This window comes from Variovorax sp. S12S4 (genome assembly GCF_023195515.1).
In the GTDB taxonomy this organism is placed as follows: Bacteria; Pseudomonadota; Gammaproteobacteria; order Burkholderiales; family Burkholderiaceae_C; genus Variovorax.
Map to the genome: position 1 here is coordinate 1,519,418 of NZ_JALPKR020000002.1, position 21,592 is coordinate 1,541,009.

At 65.1% G+C, this 21,592-nt stretch carries 11 protein-coding genes and 1 pseudogene; 6 read left to right on the forward strand and 6 right to left on the reverse strand.

All coding sequences use genetic code 11. The annotated features are described in order from the left end of the window. Positions 1-11: 11 nt before the first annotated feature. The 6 genes from M0765_RS07820 to M0765_RS07845 all read right to left on the reverse strand — a co-directional run bounded on the left by M0765_RS07820 (position 12) and on the right by M0765_RS07845 (position 6,493). Positions 12-677, reverse strand: coding sequence for a class II aldolase/adducin family protein (locus tag M0765_RS07820; protein WP_258502949.1), 666 nt, complete (start codon positions 675-677; stop codon positions 12-14). Positions 678-985: 308 nt separating this feature from the next. Further along, complete coding sequence (otnK, locus tag M0765_RS07825; RefSeq protein ID WP_258502950.1) at positions 986-2,257, reverse strand: 3-oxo-tetronate kinase; 1,272 nt, start codon at positions 2,255-2,257, stop codon at positions 986-988. Positions 2,258-2,260: 3 nt separating this feature from the next. Then, complete coding sequence (gene denD, locus M0765_RS07830; protein ID WP_258502952.1) at positions 2,261-3,280, reverse strand: D-erythronate dehydrogenase; 1,020 nt, start codon at positions 3,278-3,280, stop codon at positions 2,261-2,263. 18 nt (positions 3,281-3,298) lie between these two features. Next, positions 3,299-4,225: an L-threonate dehydrogenase gene (ltnD, locus tag M0765_RS07835; protein WP_258502953.1), complete on the reverse strand. Its 927-nt coding sequence runs from the start codon at positions 4,223-4,225 to the stop codon at positions 3,299-3,301. A 15-nt stretch (positions 4,226-4,240) separates the two neighbouring features. Then, positions 4,241-5,569 (reverse strand): MFS transporter, encoded by a 1,329-nt coding sequence (locus M0765_RS07840; protein ID WP_258502954.1) that lies wholly within the window; start codon positions 5,567-5,569, stop codon positions 4,241-4,243. A 147-nt stretch (positions 5,570-5,716) separates the two neighbouring features. Then, on the reverse strand, positions 5,717-6,493 hold the full coding sequence (locus M0765_RS07845; RefSeq protein ID WP_258502956.1) for a FadR/GntR family transcriptional regulator: 777 nt from the start codon (positions 6,491-6,493) through the stop codon (positions 5,717-5,719). A gap of 271 nt (positions 6,494-6,764) precedes the next feature. On the opposite strand from M0765_RS07845, the gene M0765_RS07850 reads away from it, so the two are divergent. The 6 genes and pseudogenes from M0765_RS07850 to M0765_RS07875 all read left to right on the forward strand — a co-directional run bounded on the left by M0765_RS07850 (position 6,765) and on the right by M0765_RS07875 (position 21,574). Further along, positions 6,765-12,947, forward strand: coding sequence for a two-partner secretion domain-containing protein (locus M0765_RS07850; protein WP_258502958.1), 6,183 nt, complete (start codon positions 6,765-6,767; stop codon positions 12,945-12,947). Then, a complete protein-coding gene (locus M0765_RS07855; protein ID WP_258502959.1) occupies positions 12,944-18,220 on the forward strand; it encodes a hemagglutinin repeat-containing protein in 5,277 nt (1,758 codons plus the stop codon). Before M0765_RS07850 ends, M0765_RS07855 begins: the two co-directional genes overlap by 4 nt. 2 nt (positions 18,221-18,222) lie before the next feature. Beyond that, positions 18,223-18,639, forward strand: coding sequence for a hypothetical protein (locus M0765_RS07860; RefSeq protein WP_258502960.1), 417 nt, complete (start codon positions 18,223-18,225; stop codon positions 18,637-18,639). Further along, positions 18,584-19,237 carry a hypothetical protein gene (locus M0765_RS07865; protein ID WP_258502961.1) on the forward strand — a complete coding sequence of 218 codons (654 nt, stop codon included), beginning with the start codon at positions 18,584-18,586 and terminating at the stop codon, positions 19,235-19,237. Before M0765_RS07860 ends, M0765_RS07865 begins: the two co-directional genes overlap by 56 nt. 85 nt (positions 19,238-19,322) lie before the next feature. Next, positions 19,323-21,024, forward strand: a pseudogene (locus M0765_RS07870) (ShlB/FhaC/HecB family hemolysin secretion/activation protein). A gap of 37 nt (positions 21,025-21,061) precedes the next feature. After that, positions 21,062-21,574 carry a hypothetical protein gene (locus M0765_RS07875; RefSeq protein ID WP_258502963.1) on the forward strand — a complete coding sequence of 171 codons (513 nt, stop codon included), beginning with the start codon at positions 21,062-21,064 and terminating at the stop codon, positions 21,572-21,574. The last annotated feature ends 18 nt before the right edge of the window (positions 21,575-21,592 follow it).

Genomic DNA, 21,592 nt, shown 5'->3' on the forward strand with positions numbered 1-21,592 from the left:
GCTTTTTACTATTACCAGCGCGCGCCGAAAGTGCGGCGCAGTTCGTCGATCTGTTCATCGCTCAACGGCTGGGGTTTGGCCATGCCGGTGAGCAGATGGAGCTTTGCGGTTTCTTCGAGTTCCTCGAGCACGGCCATCGCCGCGCCCGGTGTCTCGTGCCACACATTGGGGCCGAGGCGTTCGAGCATCACGGCGCGAATCGGCGTGCCGGCGGCACCGTGGCGCTCGATGGCTTGCGCCACCAGCTCGGCCGCTTCGGGCGCGCCGGGGCGGTGATAAGGAATGAGCGGCACGTGGCCGACCTTCATCACAAAATATGGCGTGAGGGCGGGCAGGAGTTCGTCGCCTTGCGTGCCAAGCGTGAGTGCAACGCAGTGCGTGCTGTGCGTGTGAATCACGCAGGCCGTGCCTGCATCAAATTTGCGCGCCGCCGCATAGATGCGGGTGTGCAGGGCGATGGTCTTACTGGCTCGGTCGCCGGCGGTCTGGTTGCCCTGAGTGTCGAGCTTGGCCAAGCGCGCGGGGTCGAGGAAGCCGAGGCAGGCATCGGTTGGCGTAATGAGAAAACCGTCGTCGAGCCGCACGCTGATGTTGCCTGCCGTCGCATGCACATAGCCGCGTTCGAAAAGACTGCGGCCTACGCGGCAGATTTCTTCGCGGGCTTCGGTTTCTTTCATTTCGGCTTTCTATGCGCGCTGTGTAGATGCTTTTTCAGGGCGTGTGCAAAGGCCACCGGGTACTCCCCTCCGCGAATGTCCCCCGCCTTCGGCTCCTCCTTTATTTCGCTGCGCGGAGCACCCGATGCCCTGTGCACCGGGACACGCTGTTGGTGCTTCGCTGATCAACGACCGCTCTGAATTACGCACCCGTCGATGGGGTGCCTTGCGCAGCGAAATAAAGGAGGAGGCCGCAGGCCGGGGGACATTCGCGGAGAAAGGTACCCCGTCGGCGGGTGCGCGCCCTGAACAAGTACCCGGCATGCAATTCATCCCAGCACTGTAAATGCCTTGGTGAAAAAATCATCCCCCCCAAAGTTGCCAGACTTGAGCGCAATGTGCACCGACGTGCCTTCCGCAACATCAGTACGCGCGTGGCACCACGGCACGCCGGGATCGATCTGCGGACCGATCTGCATTTGCGCAATACCCAGTGCCTGCACGCATGCGCCGGAGGTTTCCCCGCCCGCCACCACTAGTTGGCGCACGCCGCGTTCGACGAGGCCGTGCGCGATGGCTGCGATGGTGCGCTCGACCATGGCACCGGCCTCTTCGACGCCGAGCCGACCCTGCACCGACTTGACGGCGCCCGCCTCGGCTGTGGAATAGACCAGCACTGCTTGCTTGTCGACGAGCGGTGTCGCCCACGCCAGGGTTTCGGCCGCCACATCGACGCCTGCGGCAATGCGCAGCGGATCGATGGCCAGTGCCGCGCCGCCACGCTGGATGAAGTCGAGCACCTGGCGGTTGGTGGCCAATGAGCAACTGCCTGACACTACGGCACGCAATCCGCCCGCGGCTGGCAGCGCGCTGGCTTGCGACGACGGTGCGAGGCCGAAATTGGCAGGCAAGCCGATGGCCACGCCCGAGCCGGCGGTGACCAGCGGCATCTTCGCAATGGCCGGGCCGAGTCGCAGCAGGTCGTCGTTCGACACCGCGTCGACGATGGCGATCGACACGCCCTCGCCTTTCAGCTGTTCGATGCGCTCTGTAATGGCCGCCGCACCTCGCGCGACTACCGCATGGTCCACGAGCCCTACCTTGCGCTTGCACTGCGCCTGCAGCACGCGCACGAGGTTCGGGTCTGTCATGGGCGTGAGCGGATGGTTCTGCATGCCGCTCTCGTTGAGCAGCACGTCGCCCGCGAACAGGTAGCCCTTGAACACGGTTCGCTTGTTGTCGGGGAAGGCTGGCGTGGCAATGGTGAAGTCGCATTGCAGCGCGTCCATGAGCGCTTCGGTCACCGGGCCGATGTTGCCCTGCGGCGTGCTGTCGAAGGTGGAGCAGTACTTGAAGTAGATCTGCTGCGCGCCCTGCGCCTGCAGCCAGCGCAGCGCGGCAAGCGACTGCTCGATGGCTTCCGCCGGGGCGATGGTGCGCGACTTGAGCGCGACCACCACCGCATCGACTTCCGCATCGAGCGGCGTGGCCGGCACGCCGATGGCCTGCACCACGCGCATGCCGGCGCGCACGAGGTTGTTGGCCAGGTCGGTGGCGCCTGTGAAGTCGTCGGCAATGCAGCCGAGCAGCAGCTTGGGCATTGCTCAGTCCTTTGCGGCCACGGCCAGCTTTACGGCCTGCGGGTTCTCGCGCACATAGTCACGCAAGATGGCGTCAAAACTCGCATCCGCCTTCAGGCCCAGCGCCTCGGCGCGCGCTGCGTGAATGCGGCTGGGCCAGCTGGTCACGATCTTGGCGATGTTCGCATCGGGCTCCCAGTCGATCAGCGACGTTGCTTCTTTGCCGGCGATGCGCTCGAGCGCTTCCGCCATTTCGCGCACGGTGGTCGTCAACGCGGGCAGGTTGATCGCGGTGCGCGCACCCCACTCAGCGGCGCTGGCCGTGGCCGCGCGGATGATGCCAGCGACGGTGTTGCCGGGCGATGCGAGAGCGACTGCGGTCTCGGGCGCCACCGGGCAGCGCGCGCGTTCGCCGGCCAGCGGCTCGCGCAGCATGCCGCTCAGGAAGCTGGAGGCCGCGCCGTTGGGTCGGCCCGGCCGCACCGACACCGTCATGAGCCGCACGTTGCGGCCCTGCACGAAGCCCTTGCGCGTGAAGTCGGCCACGAGCTGCTCGCCGATGAACTTCTGGATGCCGTAGCTGTTCTGCGGTGTCGGCAGCGTGGTGTCTTCGATCACCTCGGGCAGGCGCTGCTCGGGCGAATCGCCGAAGACCGCGACCGAGCTGGAGAACACGAACACCGGCGCGTGGCCCGCGCGGCGGCAGGCTTCGAGCAGCGCGCGCGTGGTGTCCAGGTTGCTGCGCATGCCCAGGTCGAAGTCGGCCTCGCATTCGCCGCTTACGGCGGCGGCAAGGTGGAACACGGCATGCGTGTCGGCCAGCGGCAGCACGCCGCTCACGGCCTGCTCGTACAGGTCGCCTTGCACAAAGTGCACGCGGCCATCGGCTTGCAGGTCTGCGGGCGGCGGCACGCGGTCGGCCAGCGTGATGCGTGCGACGGGCTGGACCACGCCGCCGGCCAGCGCCAGCGGGCCACCCGCGAGCAGCGTGCGCGCGAGCCGCGCACCCACAAAACCGCAACCTCCGGTGATGAGAATATTCATGATGCTTGTCTTCCTTGTTCAGGCTTTCTTGTCGGCAGCCGGCAGTTCGATGCCGGGAAATATCTTGATGACCGCGCTGTCGTCCTCGCGCGCAAAACCCGCGGTAGACGCCTGCATGAACATCTGGTGCGCGGTGGACGAGAGCGGCAACGGAAACTTGCTGGCACGCGCCACGTCGAGCACCAGGCCCAGATCCTTCACGAAGATGTCGACGGCCGAGAGCGGTGTGTAGTCGCCTGCGAGCACGTGCGCCATGCGGTTCTCGAACATCCAGCTGTTGCCCGCGCTGTGCGTGATCACCTCGTACAGCGCGGCCGGGTCCACGCCTTCGCGCAGGCCCAGCGCCATGGCCTCGGCCGCTGCGGCAATGTGCACGCCGGCCAGCAACTGGTTGATGACCTTGACCTTGCTGCCCGCACCCGCGCGGTCTCCAAGACGATAAACCTTGGCCGCCATGGCGTCGAGCACCGCGCCGGCCTTTTCATAGGCCGCGGGCGTGCCGGCCGTCATCATCGTCATCTGGCCGCTCGCGGCCTTGGCGGCGCCACCGGAAATCGGCGCGTCGAGGTACAGGATGCCCTGCGCGGCCAGGCGCGACTCGAGCGCGACCGACCAGTTCGGATCGACCGTGGAGCACATCACGAACAGGCTGCCGGGCTTCATCGACGCCGCGCAGCCGGGCGTGGTGCCGTCGCCAAACAGCACCGACTCGGTCTGCGCCGCATTGACGACCACGGAAACCACGATGTCGCACTGCGCGCCAAGCGCGGCCAGCGTGTCGCAGGCCACGCCGCCGTCGCGCGCAAAGGCGTGGGCCACGTCCAGGCGCACGTCGAAAACGTGCGGCTCGTAGCCCGCGCGGCGCAGCGATTGCGCCATGCCGCTGCCCATGGCGCCAAGGCCCACGAGGCCGACGACCGGTGTGTTGTTGGTGTTTGAAGTCATCAGGGGTTCTTTCGATCAGCGATTCACGAGTTGCTTGGGCGTGAGCCACACGCCGATGGCCCCAAGCACCAGCGCAGCGGCCAGCACGTACATGCCGATCTGCGTGCTGCCGGTGAGGTCTTTGAGGTAGCCGATGAGATAGGGGCTCACGAAGCCCGCAAGGTTGCCCACCGAATTGATGACCGCAATGCCCGCCGCCGCCGCGGTGCCCGAAAGAAAGGCGGTGGGCAGCGACCAGAACAGCGGCGCGCAGGTGAGCACGCCAGCTGCGGCAAGCGAGAGGAATGCGAGCGACAGGACCGTATTCTGCGTGTACGAGGCCGCCACCGTGAAGCCGATGGCGCCCATCAGCGCGGGCACGATCAGGTGCCAGCGGCGCTCCTGCCGGCGGTCGGCGCTGCGGCCGAAAAGGTTCATCGCGACGATGGCACAGATGAACGGAATGGCGCTCAACAGGCCGATGTGCAGGTTGCCCTTGACGCCCGTGGCCTTGACCAGCGTGGGCAGCCAGAAGGTGAGCGCGTATTGCCCCATGACGAAGGCGAAGTAGATCAGCGCCATCCACCACACGCGCGCATCGCGGAACATGGCGCCCACCGAGTGCGGCCCTTTGGCGCCGTGCGCCTGGTCGCGTTCGACCTCGCGCTGCAGCAGGCGCTTTTCTTCGGGGTCGAGCCAGCGCGCCTGCTGGATGCCGTTGTCCAGGTAGACCAGCACCATCACGCCGACGATCACGGCCGGAATCGCTTCGATGATGAACATCCATTGCCAGCCTTCCATCGAGGACACACCGTGGAACGCATCCATGATCCAGCCCGAGAGAGGATTGCCGAAGATGCCCGCCACCGGAATGGCCGACATGAAGACCGCGATGATGCGCGCGCGCCGATGCGCCGGGTACCAATGGGTGAGGTACAGGATCACGCCGGGGTAGAAGCCCGCCTCCGCCACGCCGAGCAGGAAACGCAGGATGTAGAAGCTGGTCGGCGTTTCCACAAACACGAAGCACGCCGAAAGCACGCCCCAGGTGATCATGATTCGCGCAATCCAGATTCGCGCGCCCACGCGGTTGAGCAGCAGGTTGCTCGGCACCTCGAACAGGAAGTAGCCCAGAAAGAAGATGCCGGCTCCCAGGCCGAACACGGTTTCGCTGAAGCCCAGGTCTTGCCCCATCTGAAGCTTGGCAAAGCCCACGTTCACGCGGTCGAGATACGCGACCACATAGCAGAGCATCAGAAAGGGAACGAGGCGCCAGAACACCTTGGTGTAGGCACGCTTCTCGAGCGCGACATCGGCCGGCGTGTCCGCAGTGGCAGCCAGCGGCGCGTGGAGTGTTGAAGTCATTGGAGGAAGTCCGTTTGGATGATGAACCGGGTCTCGCTTGGGCGGTGCATGCGGCGCGCCGCCCTTATTTGTCAGGTCATCATACAAATCTGAAACAGGCGATCTGCTTCGGGTAAACCCGCAAGCTACACCTCGTTTCCTTTTCTTCTAATGGCCCGCCGGCCAGCCTTCGACCAGCGGCCGGGCGAGTTGCGCGCCCTCCTGCTGCCAGAAGGCAGGGTCGGCCTGCTCGATGCGGCGAATGGCGTTGTCCATGTGGGACTTGGCGGCTTCTCGCGCGCGCAGCGGGTCCCCCGCCTCGATGGCCTCGACGATCCGCGCATGCTCCTGCGCCACCTCGCGCGCAAAGTCGGCCCGGCGCGCCTCGTTGGCGCGCGTGACACGCGTGGCGCCATGAAGAAACTGCCGCAGGTACTGCAGCGTGCCGATCAAGAAGGGGTTGCGCGCCGCCTCGGCAATGGCGCGATGAAACCGCACGTCTTCGTCGGCGCCGTTGCGCCCCGCCGCCACTGCGGCGTGCAGCGCCTCGATGGCTTCACGGATGCGCTCTACGTCTTCAGGCGTGCGCCGTTCGGCGGCGAGCGCGGCCACTTCGGCCTCGAGCGCACGGCGCAGTTCGACCATCTGGATCACCGCTTCACGCGAAGCCACATGCGGCATCTCGAAGCGCAGCGGCTCCACGCCTGCCGCGCGCACATACACGCCGCTGCCCTGCCGCGAATCGAGCAGCCCCAGCGACTTGAGCCGCGAAACCGCCTCGCGCACCACCGTGCGGCTCACGCCGAACTGCTCGGCCAGCGCAGCCTCGGTCGGCAGACGGTCGCCTGCCGACAAGCGCCCGCTGCGCACCTCGGCCGCCAACGCATCGGCCACCTGGTCGGCGAGGCGGACTGTGGGAGCGACGGATTGAAATCGTGCGGTCATGAACGCGTGGGGCGGTGGGCTGCGACTCTAACGCAGGCCCTTGCGCCGGACTCCTAGAACTTACGGGTTACACACGATTGACGAGTGTTGTTCTGATGCTCTTTACGCGTGTGAAAAATCTGACGATTCCTCTGCCTATCTGCACTCTTCCATTGATTTTGACATTCATTAACTCTTTGTAACGAGAAAATCCCATTCGTCGGCATCGGTGCCGGCGGGTCGCACGCCTTCCAAAGCGGCGTGCATTGCTGTCACGCAGAGAGATCAGGGAATGAATAAAAATTTGCACCGCATTGTGTTCAATGCGAAGCGCGGGCTGCGCATGGTCGTTCAAGAAACGGCCAAGAGCACGGGCAAAGGCACGTCCAAGGCCACCACCGGTGCCGGCGGCGCAATTGCCGCAGGTGCGGCAGCCCTGGCGCCCATGCTCGTGGGCGCAGCGCTCGCGGGCATGCTCTCGGCTTCACCCGCCCAAGCCCAGATCGTCGGCGCGCCCAACGTTCCCGCCAACCTGCGCCCCACCGTGATGGTCGCGCCCAACGGCGTGCCACTCATCAACATCCAGACGCCCAGCGCCGCGGGTGTTTCGCGCAATGTGTACCAGCAGTTGAACGTGGCGCCCAACGGCGCCATCCTGAACAACAGCCGCACCAACGTGCAGAGCCAGCTCGGTGGGTTCGTCCAAGGCAATCCGTATCTCGCGACCGGCCCCGCGCGCATCATCCTCAATGAAGTGAACGGCGGCAGCCCGAGCCAACTGCGCGGGTACATCGAAGTCGCGGGGCAGCGCGCCGAAGTGATCATCGCCAACCCGGCCGGTATCAGCGTCAACGGCGGCGGCTTCATCAATGCCTCACGCGCCACGCTGACCACGGGCACGCCGCAGTTCAATGCCGTGGGCGGCCTGGACAGCTTTCTGGTGCGCGGCGGCACCATCACCATCGACGGTGCGGGCCTGGACGCCAGCAAGACGGACTACGCCGCGATCCTCGCGCGTGCGGTCGAGGCCAACGCGGGCATCTGGGCCAGCGAGCTGAAGGTGGTGACGGGTGCGAACACCGTGAGCGCCGACCACAGCCAGGTCACGCCCACCAGCGGCACCGGCACGGCGCCCACCTTTGCGCTGGACGTGGCCGCGCTCGGCGGCATGTACGCCGGCAAGATCACGCTCATCGGCACCGAGGCCGGCCTGGGCGTGCGCAACGCCGGCACGATCCAGGCCGCGCCGGGTGCCACCGCGCTGATGGGCGCGGGCCAACTGGTCGTCACCAGCGCCGGGCGCCTGGAGAACATCGGAACCATCCAGGCCACCGCCGACGCGAACCTCTCGGCCTCGGGCCTGGCCAACAGCGGCCGCGTGGTCAGCGGCGGCAACCTCAAGGTCACGACCCAGGGCGACCTGGCCAATGCATTGAACGGCACCGGCGGCACGCTCGAAGGCGCGCGGCTGGAACTGGCCAGCACGGCGGGCGACCTCGACAACCGCGGCGGCACGATCCGCCAGACCAGCAGCGCCGGCTTGATGCTGAGCGCGCCTGCTTTGAGCAACACGAGCGGCGGCGTCATCGGCGCGGAGCCCGTGGCGGCTGCGCCGTCCACGCCCGACACCGGAGCCGGTGGCGGCACGGGAACAGGAACTGGTACAGGCGGCACCGCGAGCCCGACCACGCCGCCCGCAGGCACCGGCACGGAGACCGGCTCCGGCGGCACCATCGCGCCCGCACCGTACGTGCCGCCGTCGCCGGGTGCGATCACCGCCGCCGGCACGATCCGCAACGACGGCGGCAAGATCTACGCCGGCGGACCGATCAGCCTGCAAAGCGCCAACATCAACAACAACGGCGGCACGCTGAATGTTGCCAACATGGCCGTGAGCCAGCCGACCTTCGACAACCACGGCGGCACGCTGAATGTCAGCAACGGCTTCAGCGCGAATGTCGATCGCTTCGACAACACCGGCGGCACGCTGAACGCGGGCAGCCTGAACATCACCACGACCGGCGACCTGGTCAATGTCGACGGCAAGCTGACCAGCGCGGCCGACGCCACGCTGACGGTTGGCGGCCAGGCCGACAACACGCGCGGAGCGATCTCGGTAACGGGCGCGCTGACGGCCAATGTGGCGGGCGCAGTCAACAACACCGGCGGCACGCTGGTCGCGAACCAGGGCGTCGCGCTCGGCGCCGGCAACCTGGACAACACCCAGGGCAGCATCCAGTCGGCGCAGGCCGGGGTGCAGCTGGCGGTGGCGAGCCAGTTGACCAACGGCAGCGGCGGCACGATCGGTGCGGCCACCGACCTGAAGGTGCAGGCGGGTTCGCTCGTCAACGCCAATGGCGCCAGCCTGCGCGGCACCAACGATGTCAGTGTCGCGGTCGGCGGCGCGCTCGCCAACGACGGCAGCATCACGGCCGGGCGGCACACGACGGTCGCGGTCGGCAGCCTGCAAAGCGGCACCACAGGCGTGCTGGGTGCCGGCATCCAGAGCGACGGCCAGCTTGGTGCGGCGGGCGACCTGGTCGTGACCACGGCCGGCGCCCTGGTCGCCAACGGCACCAACCTTGCGGCAGGCAATGCCACGCTGCAGGGCGCGAGCGTCGATCTCTCGGCCAGCCAGACCAGCGCGGCGAACATCACGGTCACGGCCATGCAGGGCAACGTGACCACAGATAAGGCCACGGTCACAACGCCGGGCACCTTGACCGTCACCGCCAACGCACAGCCTGGCCAGACGCTGGTCAACCAGGGCGGCAAGCTCAGCGCCAATCAGCTGGACCTGCGTGTTTCCAATCTTGCCAACACGAACGGCGGCGAGATCGTGCAGACCGGCACGGCCGCAACCACCATCACGACGTCGGGCGCCATCGACAACAGCGGCGCCACGCTGGCCAGCAACGGCAGCCTCACCTTTACCGCAGCCAGCCTGAACAACCGGGGCGGCACGCTGCAGGCCGCCCAGGCATCCGATCTGAGCGTCAATGTGACGGGTCTGCTGGACAACAGCCAGGGTGAGATCAGCGCGGGCGGCAACACGACCCTGCAAGCCGGCAGCCTTGCCAACGATGCCGGGCGCGTCACGGCCACGGGCGATGTCGCAAGCACCACGAGCGGCGCCACCAGCAACCGGGGCGGCACCATCGCCGCCAATGGCAACACCGCATTGAATGCGGGCAGCCTGGACAACAGCGGCGGCACCGTTTCCGGGCTGAACAGCCTGGCGATGAACGTCCAGGGCGCCGCCGACAACACAGCTGGCACGCTGGCCGCCAATCAGGCTCTGACTCTCAGTGCTGGTTCGCTCGCCAACGACAAGGGCTCAATCCAGTCGGCCCAGGCCGCGACCCAGGTGAACGTGACTGGCGCTTTGACCAACGGCCAGGGCTACATAGGCGCAGCCACCGACCTCGGCCTGCAAGCCGGCAGCCTGAGCAACGCCGCGGGCGGCACCCTGCGCGGGGCCAATGACACTGCCGTGGCAGTGGGAGGCCTGCTGACCAACGACGGCAGCATCACGGCCGGGCGAAATGCCACCATCACCACCGGCAGCCTGCAAGGCGGCAGCACCGGAGTGCTCGGTGCAGGCGTCCAGAGCGATGGCAAGCTCGGTACGGCGGGCGAGTTGAGTGTGACGGCCTCCGGGGCGCTCGCCACACACGGCACCAACCTGGCAGCCGGCAATGCCGCGCTGCAAGGCGCCAGTGTCGATGTCTCGGCCGGTCAGACCAGCGCGGCGAACATCGCGATCACGGCCACGCAGGGCGACGTGATCACCAGCAAAGCCACGGTCGTCACGCCGGGAACCCTGAGCGTCACCGCCAACAGCAAGGCGCCGCAGACCCTTGTCAACGACGCAGGCCAGCTCAACGCGAAACAGCTTGATCTGAAGCTTTCGAACCTCGCCAACACGAACGGCGGCGAGATCGTGCAGACGGGCACGGGCGCGACCACCATTGCGACCACCGGCACCCTGAACAACAACGGCGGGCGCATCGCCAGCAATGGGCAGGACCTGAGCCTGAGTGGTGCCAGCATCATCAACACCGCCGGCAAGATCGAGCATGCCGGTGCCGGCACGCTCGCCATTGCTGGCGGCAGCTACAACGGCACCAACGGCCAGGTCACGGCCAATGGTGCGCTGACCGTCGCCATGTCCGGCGCGTTCAACCAGGACGGCGCAAAGGCCGCGATCAGCGCCAAACACATCACCATCGACGCCGGATCGCTCGGCAATCGCGCCGGCGCCCAGATCGTGCAAACCGGCGCCGATGCCACGCGCATCACAGTGGTGGGCGCGCTGGACAATAGCGCTGGCACGCTGGCCAGCAATGGCAACACGACCGTCGCGGCCGGTAGCCTGACCAACCAGGGCGGCATCCTCCGTGCCGCCGAGACCTCCGACCTCGGCCTGACCGTGGGCGGCCTGCTCGACAACAGCAGCAAGGGCGTGATCGGCTCGGGCGGCACCACCACCGTCGCGGCCGGCAGCCTGAGCAACAACGCGGGCAGCGTGACCGCTGCCGAAGCCCTGACCGTTACCGTCGGCGGGGCCGCGACCAACGTGGGCGGCACACTGGCCGCGAACGGCAACACGACGCTTGTAGCCGCAACGCTCGACAACAGCAGCGGAACCGCAGCGGCGGTCAATGGCAACCTGAACGTCATCACGACGGGCGCGACGACGAACAACGGCGGCACCTTGCAGGCCGGCGCCGCGACCACGCTGCTCAATAGCGGGCTGAACAATGTCGGGGGCAAGGTCTTCGGCAACAGCCTGGCGGTGAACACGCGCGCGAACGGGCAGAACAATGCGCTGAACAACACGCAAGGCACGCTGGCGGCCACCACCACGGTGGCGGTGAATTCGGGCGCGCTGATCAACGCTGCCGGCCTGATCCAGTCAGGTGGGGCGATGACCATCGACACGAATGGTCAGACACTCACGAACACGAATGCGGCCGGGTACATCAATAGCCAAGGCGGCATCAGCAGCGGCGGCACGCTGAACCTGACCACCGGGTCAGTCAACAACAACGCGGGCTTCATTGGCGCGAAGAACGCCGTGACGGCCGGCACCCAAGGCTTCTCCAACACGGGCGGAGGCGTGGTGCTCGGGCAGTCCACCGTCGCCATCAACACCAACGGGGCTGGCTACGACAACAGCGGCGGCCGCACCCTGGCCGCGGGCGACCTGGCCGTGAACGCCGGGACGCTGACCAACACCAGCGGCCTGATCCGCTCGGCGGCCACGACGACGCTGAACGCCGGCAGCATCGTCAACACCAGCACTCTTGGCACCGAGCAAGGCATCGAAGGCCTGAATGTGGCCATTGGCGCCGGCAATCTCGACAACAACTCGGGTGCCATCCGCGCCGACGTCAACGCCACCATTACGAGTGGCGGCACTGTCAACAACACGAACGGGTTGATCTCGGCGGGGGACACGCTCACCATCGCCGATCCCAATGCAGCCAACCCGGGCGCCAAGACGCTCAACCTGGTCAATACCGGCGGCACGCTGGTGGCCGACAAGAGCCTGAAGATCGATGTCGCGACCTTCAGCGGCGACGGCCGGGCCGTCTCGGGCCAGGACCTGAGCATTGCGCTCCAGCAGGACATCGTGAACAACGGCGAGGTGGCTGCCAACGGCAACCTGACCTACACCACCACGGGCAATTTCACGAACAACGGCAAGCTGCTGGCAGGCCAGACGCTCACCGTGGGCGGCAACAACGTGGACAACACGGCGAATGCGGAGATGTCGGGGACGAACACCATCGTCAACGCCGGCGGTACGCTGACCAACCGCGGCCTGATCGACAGCCGCGGTGCCACGCAGATCAATGCAGGCACGCTGAAGAACATCGGCACCGGGCGCATCTACGGCAACGATATTTCCATCGGCGCCGGCACGCTCGAGAACGATGCCGAAAGCGTCAACGGCGCGACCAAGGCAGCAACCATTGCCGCGCGCAACACCCTGAACATCGGCGCGGGAACCATCAACAACCGCGAGCATTCGCTGATCTTCAGTGGCGGCCTGGGTGCAGGCTCGATGAACATCGGCGGGGCGCTCGATGCCAATCGCAAAGCGACCGGCCAAGGCGCAGTGCTCAACAACCTGAGCGCCGACATCGAATCCCTGGGCGACATGTCCATCTCGATGGCGCAGGTCAACAACCGCGACGTCCATGTCCAGAAGGGCACGCCCACGGTGACGCCGAGCACCCTGACCGGCGTCGCACCCAACACGCTCGTGGGCAGCGGTGTTGGTAGGACTACCACCTATCCGATGGACGAAGTCAATGTCGATGCCGTCAACGGTTTCGTCTATCTCAAGGCCACCGGCGAGCTCGTCGGCATGGGGGCTACGCCGTCTGGCACAACTCCATCACGACGACCGAAGACACGGCGATCAACATCGACCCCGCCCATCTGGTGGCGGGCGGCAGCATGAACGTCAACGGGCGCCTGTACAACGAGAACAGCCAAGTGCTGGCCGGCGGGACGATCACGGCCACTGACTACCAGTCCTACCAGCTGACGGGTACGCGCACGGTCACGGGCTCTGCCATCGTGATCGACAACAAGAACCAGGTGCAGGCACCGAACGTGCCGCTCATCCTTCCGCCACAGACCATTTCCCTGGGCGCCTACAAGTACCAGGAAAACATCAACGCGGCCGTCGGCTACAACGCGGGCGTCGCACCGGTCGGCAGCGGGACAGGCGGTGCGACCGGCAAGGGCGCGGTGGGCGGCGGCCAAGGTCCGGCCACCATTGTCGAAGTGCCGGCGAATGTGGGCGACACGGTCAAGGTCGATGGCCAGAACGCTGGCAACGCCACAGGGGCGACCGGGCCCGATGGCACGACGGCAACGCAGTCGGGCACGGGCGCCACGGACGTGGGTGGCAGCGGCGCTGCGACCGGCACGGCTTCGTCGGCCCAGGCCGGCGCGAGCCGGACCGTCCCGATGGTCGTGCGCACCAGCATGCCCAACGTGCGTATCCCGAATGCCAGCCTGTTCAACCTTCGTGCCGGTCCGGGCAGCTACCTGATCGAGACCGACCCGCGCTTTGCCAACTACCACAACTGGCTCAGCAGCGATTACCTGCTGAACAGCCTTGGTCAAGACCCGTCCAACACCCTCAAGCGACTGGGCGATGGCTTCTACGAGCAGAAGCTGATCCGAGAGCAGGTGGCGCAGCTCACGGGCTATCGCTACCTGGATGGATTCAACAGCGACGAAGACCAGTACATGGCGCTGATGGACGCCGGCGTGACTTTTGCGAAGCAGTACGGATTGCGTCCGGGCGTGGCGCTGAGCGCGGCGCAGATGGCGCAGCTGACCAGCGACATCGTGTGGCTCGTCGAACAGACGGTGACCTTGCCGGACGGCACGACCCAGCACGTGCTGGTGCCGCAGGTGTATGTGCGTGTGCGGCCCGGTGACATCGACGGCTCGGGGGCACTGCTGAGCGCGGACGCCACGGTCATCAAGAGCTCGGGCGATGTCACCAACACGGGCACCATCGCCGGCCGCAGTCTGGTCAAGATCGATGCCGAGAACGTGAACAACCTCGGTGGTCGGATTGCCGGGGGCAACATCGGCGTCAACGCCCGCAACGATCTGAACAACATCGGTGGCAGCATCACGGCGCGGGATGCTGCGGTGCTGACCGCCGGCCGCGACATCAACATCGAGACGACGACGCAGAGTGCGAGCGGCAATACCGCCATCGACCGTGTTGCCGGCGTGTATGTGACCAATCCGGGTGGGGTGCTGATTGCCTCGGCGGGACGGGATACCAACCTCATCGGCGCTGCGTTGGTCAGCGACGGCAGCGTGTCGGTCGGAGCAGGGCGCAACATCAATCTCGGCACCGTCACAGAGAGCTACACCATCGCGGGGACGGGCAAGGGGTGGGCAGGGATTTCGTCCGGAAGCCGTGAGGTCGGTTCGGTCATCCAGGGGCAAGACAACGTACGCCTCGCGGCCGGCAATGACCTGAACATCCGTGCCGGTGCGGTGGCCAGTCTCGATGGCGCGTTGGTCGCGACCGCGAAGAACGACATCAATCTCACAGCGGGGCAGTCCACGACCAGTGTTACCACGGCCACGCAGAAATCTTCGAAGAGCCTGCTCAAGAAGAGCAGCTCCAGCACCTTCGACAGTACCACCACCACGGAGGTGCTCTCCAGCAGCCTGAGTGGCAAGGCGGTGTCCCTAGTAGCTGGCAACGACATTAACCTTCAGGCCGCGCAGCTTCACTCCGACGAGGCCATGAGCCTGTCGGCCGGGCGTGACATTAATCTCACCACTGCCAACCGGAGCACGCAGGAAGCTCACGCCAAGCAGAGTAAGTCCGGCGCGACCGGGCTCGCGAACCAGATCGGGATGTCCATGGGACCGGACACCCCGGGTGGCGCCGCCATGAGGGGCGGCAAATCCAACATGTCGGCCAGCACAAGCATCACCACCGAGGCGGTGGGGAGCAGCATCTCTGCCGGCAGCTTGCAGGCAATAAGCGGTCGAGATATCACACTGCAAGGTGCGACCGTCGTCGCGGACAACGACATCACGATGATGGCCGGGCGTAATCTCACCATCGAAAGCGCACAGAACACCAGCGCCGAGAGCAACTACAACGCCAGCAGCAAGACCGGGATGGTCGGCACCTGGTACAACCCGGCCGTCGGGCACGTGAAGGGCTCGGAGGCCGTGGCCACGACGCGCACAACGCAGGCCAGCAGCCAGGTCGCGAGCCTGCAGGGCAATGTGACCCTGGTCGCAGGCGACACCTACCGCCAGACCGCCAGCAGCGTGATGGCGAGCGGCCAGGCGGGGCCGCTGGCGGGCGGCGACGTCAACATTCTCGCGAAGAACGTCGTCATCAACGAGGCGTTCAACACCGAGCAGTCGGTCACCCTGACGCGTAGCGCCAGCAGCATCTTGGGCGGCAGCGCGAGCATCGGCGGCATCAGCACCGAGACGCTCAAGGGCGGATCCAGCACCATCAAGGCCATGGGCGAAACCGGTGACGGGCGCATGCAGGCGCTCGGTGCCATCAATCTCGCGATGAGCGGCAAACAGGCCTTTGACACCGCCAGCGCGCTCGCAGGCGGAGGCGGCGGGCTGAGCTACGGCGTCAGCGTCAACGTCAGCCGCAACACCAGCCAGAGCAGCAGCATCACCACCAGCAGCCAGGCGGTGGGTTCGGGCATCGTGGGAGCCAACAACGTCAACATCGTGGCTACGGGTGGCGGCAAGGACTCCAACATCCGCGCCGTGGGCTCCACCATTGCGGCAGGCAACACCGTCAACCTGGCGGCCGACAACGACATCTCGCTCGAAGCCAGCAAGAACACCAGCTCGACGGTCGGCCAGAACTCCAGCCACGGCGCCAACGTGGGCGTCACCTTCGGGGCCGGCGCGCAGAACGGCTTCAGCATCCAGCTGGGCGTGAGCAACGGCAAGGGCAAGAACAACCAGAACGAGGTCAGCTACAACGCCACACAGGTCAGCGGCGGCAAAGCCGTCAATATCAGCTCAGGCGGCGACCTGAACATGCGCGGCGGCATCGTCGAAGCCAACCGTGTCACGGCCGACGTGGGCGGCAACCTGAACATCGAGAGCCTGCAGGACGCGAGCGTGGGCCAGTCGCGCCAGAGCAGCTCGGGTTTCAACCTGAGCCTGTGCATCCCGCCTATTTGCTACGGCGTGGTCGCCACGGTGGGCGCCAGCGCGGCCGGAGCCAAGGCGGACGGCATCTTCATCAGCCCGGCCGTGCAGTCGGGCATCAAGGCCGGCGACGGCGGCTTCGACGTGAAGGTGGCGGGCAACACCGACCTGAAGGGGGCAGTGATCGAGAGCACGCAGGCGGCCATCGATGCCGGTAAGAACAGCTTCAGCACGGGCGGCGTGCTCACCATGAGCGACTTGCAGAACGTGAGCCAGTCGAGTGGCAGCAGCTACGCGGTCAGCGGCAGCGTGGGCCTGGGTTACACCACAAGGACCGACGCCACTCCAACGTGGAATCCCAAGGAGGGACAAGCTGCTGCACCGCCTGGCGGCAGCGCGGGCGTGGGCAGCGTCAGCGGCAGTAACCAGAGCAGTGTCACGAGATCCGGCATCTCGGGGATTGCGGGCGACCAGAGCGTGAGGACGGGTGACAACCGCAGTGCGGGCACCTTGGTCAAGGACTGGAACACGCAGACCATCATCAAGGATGTGCAGGCGCAGGCGCAAATCTCACAGCAGTTCAATCAGAACGCAGCAAGGGAAATCGGCACGTACGCAGACAAGAGACAGAACGAGCTGAAAAACACGGATCCTGCGGAAGCGGCCAAGTGGGGTGAGAAGGGGGAGTACAGAGTCGCATTGCATACCGCCGCGGGCGCACTCGGTGGAGGCGTGGCCGGCGCATTGGGAGCAGGCGCTAGTGCAGCCCTCATGCCAAGAATCGGTGAGGCCATCGCAGAGATGGGGCTGCCGACGCCGGTAGCCCAGGCGCTGGGCGCCGTCACCGCCGCAGCAGTCGGTGGGATGGCCGGAGGCGTCGCAGGAGCGGCGAGCGCTTACAGCGTGGACGTCAACAATAGGCAGTTGCACTCGTACGAGCGCCAGCAGTTAGCTCAAGAGGCGAAGCGAGTGGTACGCGAGCAAATCCAAGGATTTGAGCAGTTGTCGCCTGAGCAGCAGGCTAAGGTCGAGAAGTACTGGTACGACCAGTTGGCTCAAGCCACGGTTGCGCGAGTGGACGACGATGGAAAGGGTAAACGCGACGCATTCCTTGCGGCCGCCGCGGGAATGAGCCAGTTGCCGTATCAAGGGTACTTTTCATCTTCGCAAGTCATCGCGGATGCTGCTACCGCTGATCGCATCATCGGCGATCTCGCGAGCCAGAACCAACCCATCCTGAACATATACGGTGAACCCGTCCGGGCTGGAGGAAGCGCGCTCATCGCTTTCAACGCTACTGAAGAGCAGAGAGCTAACAGCTATCTTTTGAACACACCGACAGCCGAGGCCGAACGTCAACAGACCGCGAATCAACGACAAGCCACACTCACCTATCTTGGTGCAATTAACGGAGGAGCGCCGCGCGACTACACCTTTGAGGAGGTAGTTCTGGGCGGAGCGATCGGTGGCCGTGTGGTTAATGCGGTGGCAGGGGCATTGGAGCGTTCTTCCACAATTCTCACGTCTCGATCTCCAGTCCGTACTGGCACATATGACGGGGCGAGCCTGACCGTTGACGACGCGAGAGCGGTGTTCGTGGAGAGAGAACTGCCCGCGGCGAAAGGCACTTTGACCGGGCCCCGGGAGCTTCCGCCACCCAATGCCAACGCAGAGCAGATCCGCTCTTTTGCTAGACAAGACGAAGCAGCCGAAATTCTTTCAGAGCGCGGATTAAAAGTGGAACGATTAGAAAATGACGGGGGTCGATCAAAGGCAAAGCAGCCAGACCTCAAGATCAACGGAGAAATCGCTGATGTCTATTCACCGAGCTCGGCCAATGTGCAAAGCATATGGGATGGGATCAGCAAGAAGGCTAATCCAGCGGAGGTCAAGACTTTCCAAGCAAACAATGTGGTTGTGAACTTGGCAGACTCACCGCTGAGCGCATCCGAGATTGCGCAGTTTGTGCAGCGAAATCCGATTGGTGGACTGCGTAACCTGATCATCATCAAGGACGGGCGGGTTACGAATTTGAATGGAGGATGGTGACCATGGCACTTGATATGTACCTTGAGATGGGTGGCAGCGCCAAGGATTGGGAAATCACAAAAGAGATCCTTTACGAGTTGGGAATGGAGCGTCTCCCGGAGCATCGGCTCGACGCAGTTTGGTACACGCTCGGCAATGGTGAAGTGTTCTGTGAAGCCGAGTGGAGGCGACCATCGCGCCGAACCAAAGAAATCATTGCGGAGGGCGATCATGGCTGTTCGTTCCTTGTCGATGCGGAAATTTCGTTTCGCATCAATAACTCGATGTACGACGAGGCCGTCGAAACCATGAAGTCGGTCTTGACGCGATTGACCAAGAAAACGGACATGCTGTTCGTGCTTTCCTTTCAGTACGAAGGGGTGTATGCAATTCGAGATCGAGAGCGTGGCTTCGAGTGGTTTTGGAATGATCCTAGATAGGGCTTCAGCGATGAACCATTCGGGGATTTTTTTCTTAGTATTCAGCGCTGTGCTCCCGGCTTGCACCTACAGCAGCATCAACCCCGACGCTGCGCTCGCCGACATCCGCGCCAACAACGGCTATGACGAATTGCGCGATGTCGAGCCAGGCACAGCCAGGCTCATCTTGCGAGCCTCGGGCTCGGGCTACCCGGCACATTTCTCTGTCAGCACGTCGCCGCAGGCCTGTCAGAACTTCGCGCTCTTGGGCAATGTGGCTTACGCCGGCCGTGGCATCGTGTACCCCTGGATCGCCAATGCAGTGCAACGTGGACGCAGGACTGAGCCTTACCTTGTTCATGAAGCCAAGCCCGGTGAACCGATCCAGGTGCGTGGCCACGGCTCCTGGGCGGACGGCACAGGCTCTGGTTATCGCTCCGGCCATTGCGGGCCTGTGACGGCCAAGTTCGTGCCACAGGACGGGCATGCCTACACCGTGGATTTCGTGTGGGGCAACAAGCCCGCCTGCAGTTTGAGCGTCATGGATGCCACCGATCCGGATGCCCCCGTGTCTATTTCAGTGGAAGCCATCGAAGGTTGTCCCGCGCCACTTCGCTGAACATCGCCGGCTGGGTCAACGCTGATCTCGGCCAAAAACAAGAAAGAGGGAGTTCCACTTGAAACACAACCTGCTGCTCGCCGCGATGGCGACGGCGCCGCTGTGGGCGCAGGCCCAGCAAACACCCACCACCCCCAGCCCTTCATCGAGCAACAGCGCCAACAGGAACGCGAACGCGCCCTGCGCGAGCAGAACGAGCGCACCGTTGACCAGCGGCCGCAGGCGGCCCCGCCTGCACCGGTGGCACGCATCCCCGAGACCGAAGCGCCGTGCTTCCGGATCGACCGCGTGCTGCTGGTCGGCGAGCGGGCCGAGGCCTTCCAATGGGCTGTTTCCGATCTGTCGGGTCCGGACGGCAATGATTCCCCGGTTGGCCGGTGTCTCGGCACTGCGGGCGTGAACGTGGTGCTCGCGCGCGCCCAGCAGGCGGCCATCGCGCGCGGCTTTGTCACCACGCGGGTACTCGCTGCGCCGCAGGACCTCTCTACCGGCACCCTGACCCTGTCGCTGGTGCCCGGGCGCATCGCGGCCATCCGCCTGACGCCGGATTCTTCGCCCACGCTGCTGGGCAGTGGTGCCTTGCTGGGTTCGGCCATTCCGGCCCGGCCAGGCGATCTCTTGAACCTGCGCGACATCGAGCAGGGGCTGGAGAACTTGAAGCGCGCCCCCACCGCCGAAGCCGACATCCAGATCGAGCCCTCGACCGCGCCCAATGCCGGGCCGGGCGACAGCGACCTGGTGGTCAAGTACGTGCAGGCCAAGAAGTGGCGCGTGGCCTTGAGCCTGGACGACAGCGGCACCAAGGCCACCGGCCGCTACCAGGCCGGCGCCACGGTGTCGGTGGACAACCCCTTTGGATTGAACGACCTGTTCTACCTGAGCGCCAACCACAGTATCAACAGCCACTTTCTCTCGGAGCCAAGCTACGGCACCGAGGGCCAGACGGTGCATTACTCGCTGCCCTACGGCTACTGGATGCTGGGGTTCACGGCCTCGAACAGCCAATACCACCAGAGCGTGGCCGGGCTGAACCAGGACTATGTGTATGCGGGCAAGACCAACAACGCCGAGGTCAAGCTCTCGCGCCTGCTGTACCGCGACCAGAGCCGCAAGACCACGCTGGCGCTCAAGGGCTTCCGGCGCGAGTCGCGCAACTTCGTGGACGACACCGAAGTCGACGTGCAGCACCGCGTGGTGGGTGGCTGGGAGCTCGGCCTCAATCACAAGGAGTTTATCGGCGAGGCCACGCTGGAGGGGACGCTGGCGGTCAAGCACGGCACGGGCGGCTTCGGTTCCATTGCGGCGCCGGAAGAAGAATTTGGCGAAGGCACTTCGCGCATGAAGCTGTACACGGCCGAGGTGAGCCTGAATGCGCCGTTCAAGCTGGGTGCGCAGAAGCTGCGCTATTCGGGCCTGATCCGCGCGCAGTGGAACCGCACGCCGTTGACGCCGCAGGACCGGTTTTCGATTGGCGGGCGCTACACGGTGCGCGGCTTCGACGGCGAGACGAGTCTGATGGGGGAGCGGGGCTGGCTGATCCGCAACGACATCGGGTGGGCCATGGGCCAGAGCGGGGCGGAGCTGTATGTCGGCGCCGACTACGGGCATGTGGGGGGCGCTCGACCGAGGACCTGCTGGGCCGCAGCCTGGCGGGTGCGGTGGTCGGGGTGCGGGGGCAGTGGAGCAAGTTGAGCTATGACTTCTTCATGGGCGCGCCGATCCGCAAGCCCGAGGGGTATCGCACGGCCAGGACCACCTTTGGGTTCAATCTCAACGCGAGTTTCTGACTAATTGACGCGACCTCCGCACATGAAGTTGAGGGTAATGCAGCGTGAAGGATGTATTGAAAGGCAAATGATGAAGGCAATATTTCTTTCCACCATCGCTCTCGCACTGGGCGGTTGCGCAACGAAGTATGAGTTGCCTTCAGGTGCGCCGTACGCGACCGTCAATGGCGAAGTGATTGGTAGATCAAGTTCTCGCGACGGTGGTGCAATCAGCGTGAGCGAGGTGCGCTGCGGTACCTTGTTTCCAAAGACGCTGTTCGTCGCCTCGCGCGGACGAACATTGCCGAAAGAGGCTGTACACGTCACCGCAGGCAAGGCGATCTGGTTTCACTACAACCATCGAAGCGCAATTAGCTCTGTGCAGGAGGCCGTCTGCAATATCAACGCGCAGGTTGCTCTGGAAGAGGGTGAAACCTACACCGCGTTGGCGTCTCAGATCTTCCCGCCGGGCAGTCCTGACGCAGCTCCACTCTGTTCGTTCACGATAAAAAATGTCCGAACGGGAGAGGCGGCTCAGCGCACGAATTTCTCGTGTGCGAAAGAAAAGTAGCGGAAGAAGGCATCCGTG

Bases quoted from the DNA above. Each gene is read 5' to 3' on its own strand.
- M0765_RS07850 (WP_258502958.1), top strand. From the start codon at position 6,765: ATGAATAAAAATTTGCACCGCATTGTGTTCAATGCGAAGCGCGGGCTG.
- M0765_RS07855 (WP_258502959.1), top strand. From the start codon at position 12,944: ATGAACGTCAACGGGCGCCTGTACAACGAGAACAGCCAAGTGCTGGCC.
- M0765_RS07820 (WP_258502949.1), bottom strand. From the start codon at position 677: ATGAAAGAAACCGAAGCCCGCGAAGAAATCTGCCGCGTAGGCCGCAGT.
- denD (WP_258502952.1), bottom strand. From the start codon at position 3,280: ATGAATATTCTCATCACCGGAGGTTGCGGTTTTGTGGGTGCGCGGCTC.
- M0765_RS07860 (WP_258502960.1), top strand. From the start codon at position 18,223: ATGGCACTTGATATGTACCTTGAGATGGGTGGCAGCGCCAAGGATTGG.
- ltnD (WP_258502953.1), bottom strand. From the start codon at position 4,225: ATGACTTCAAACACCAACAACACACCGGTCGTCGGCCTCGTGGGCCTT.
- otnK (WP_258502950.1), bottom strand. From the start codon at position 2,257: ATGCCCAAGCTGCTGCTCGGCTGCATTGCCGACGACTTCACAGGCGCC.
- M0765_RS07875 (WP_258502963.1), top strand. From the start codon at position 21,062: ATGCAGCGTGAAGGATGTATTGAAAGGCAAATGATGAAGGCAATATTT.
- M0765_RS07840 (WP_258502954.1), bottom strand. From the start codon at position 5,569: ATGACTTCAACACTCCACGCGCCGCTGGCTGCCACTGCGGACACGCCG.
- M0765_RS07865 (WP_258502961.1), top strand. From the start codon at position 18,584: ATGCAATTCGAGATCGAGAGCGTGGCTTCGAGTGGTTTTGGAATGATC.
- M0765_RS07845 (WP_258502956.1), bottom strand. From the start codon at position 6,493: ATGACCGCACGATTTCAATCCGTCGCTCCCACAGTCCGCCTCGCCGAC.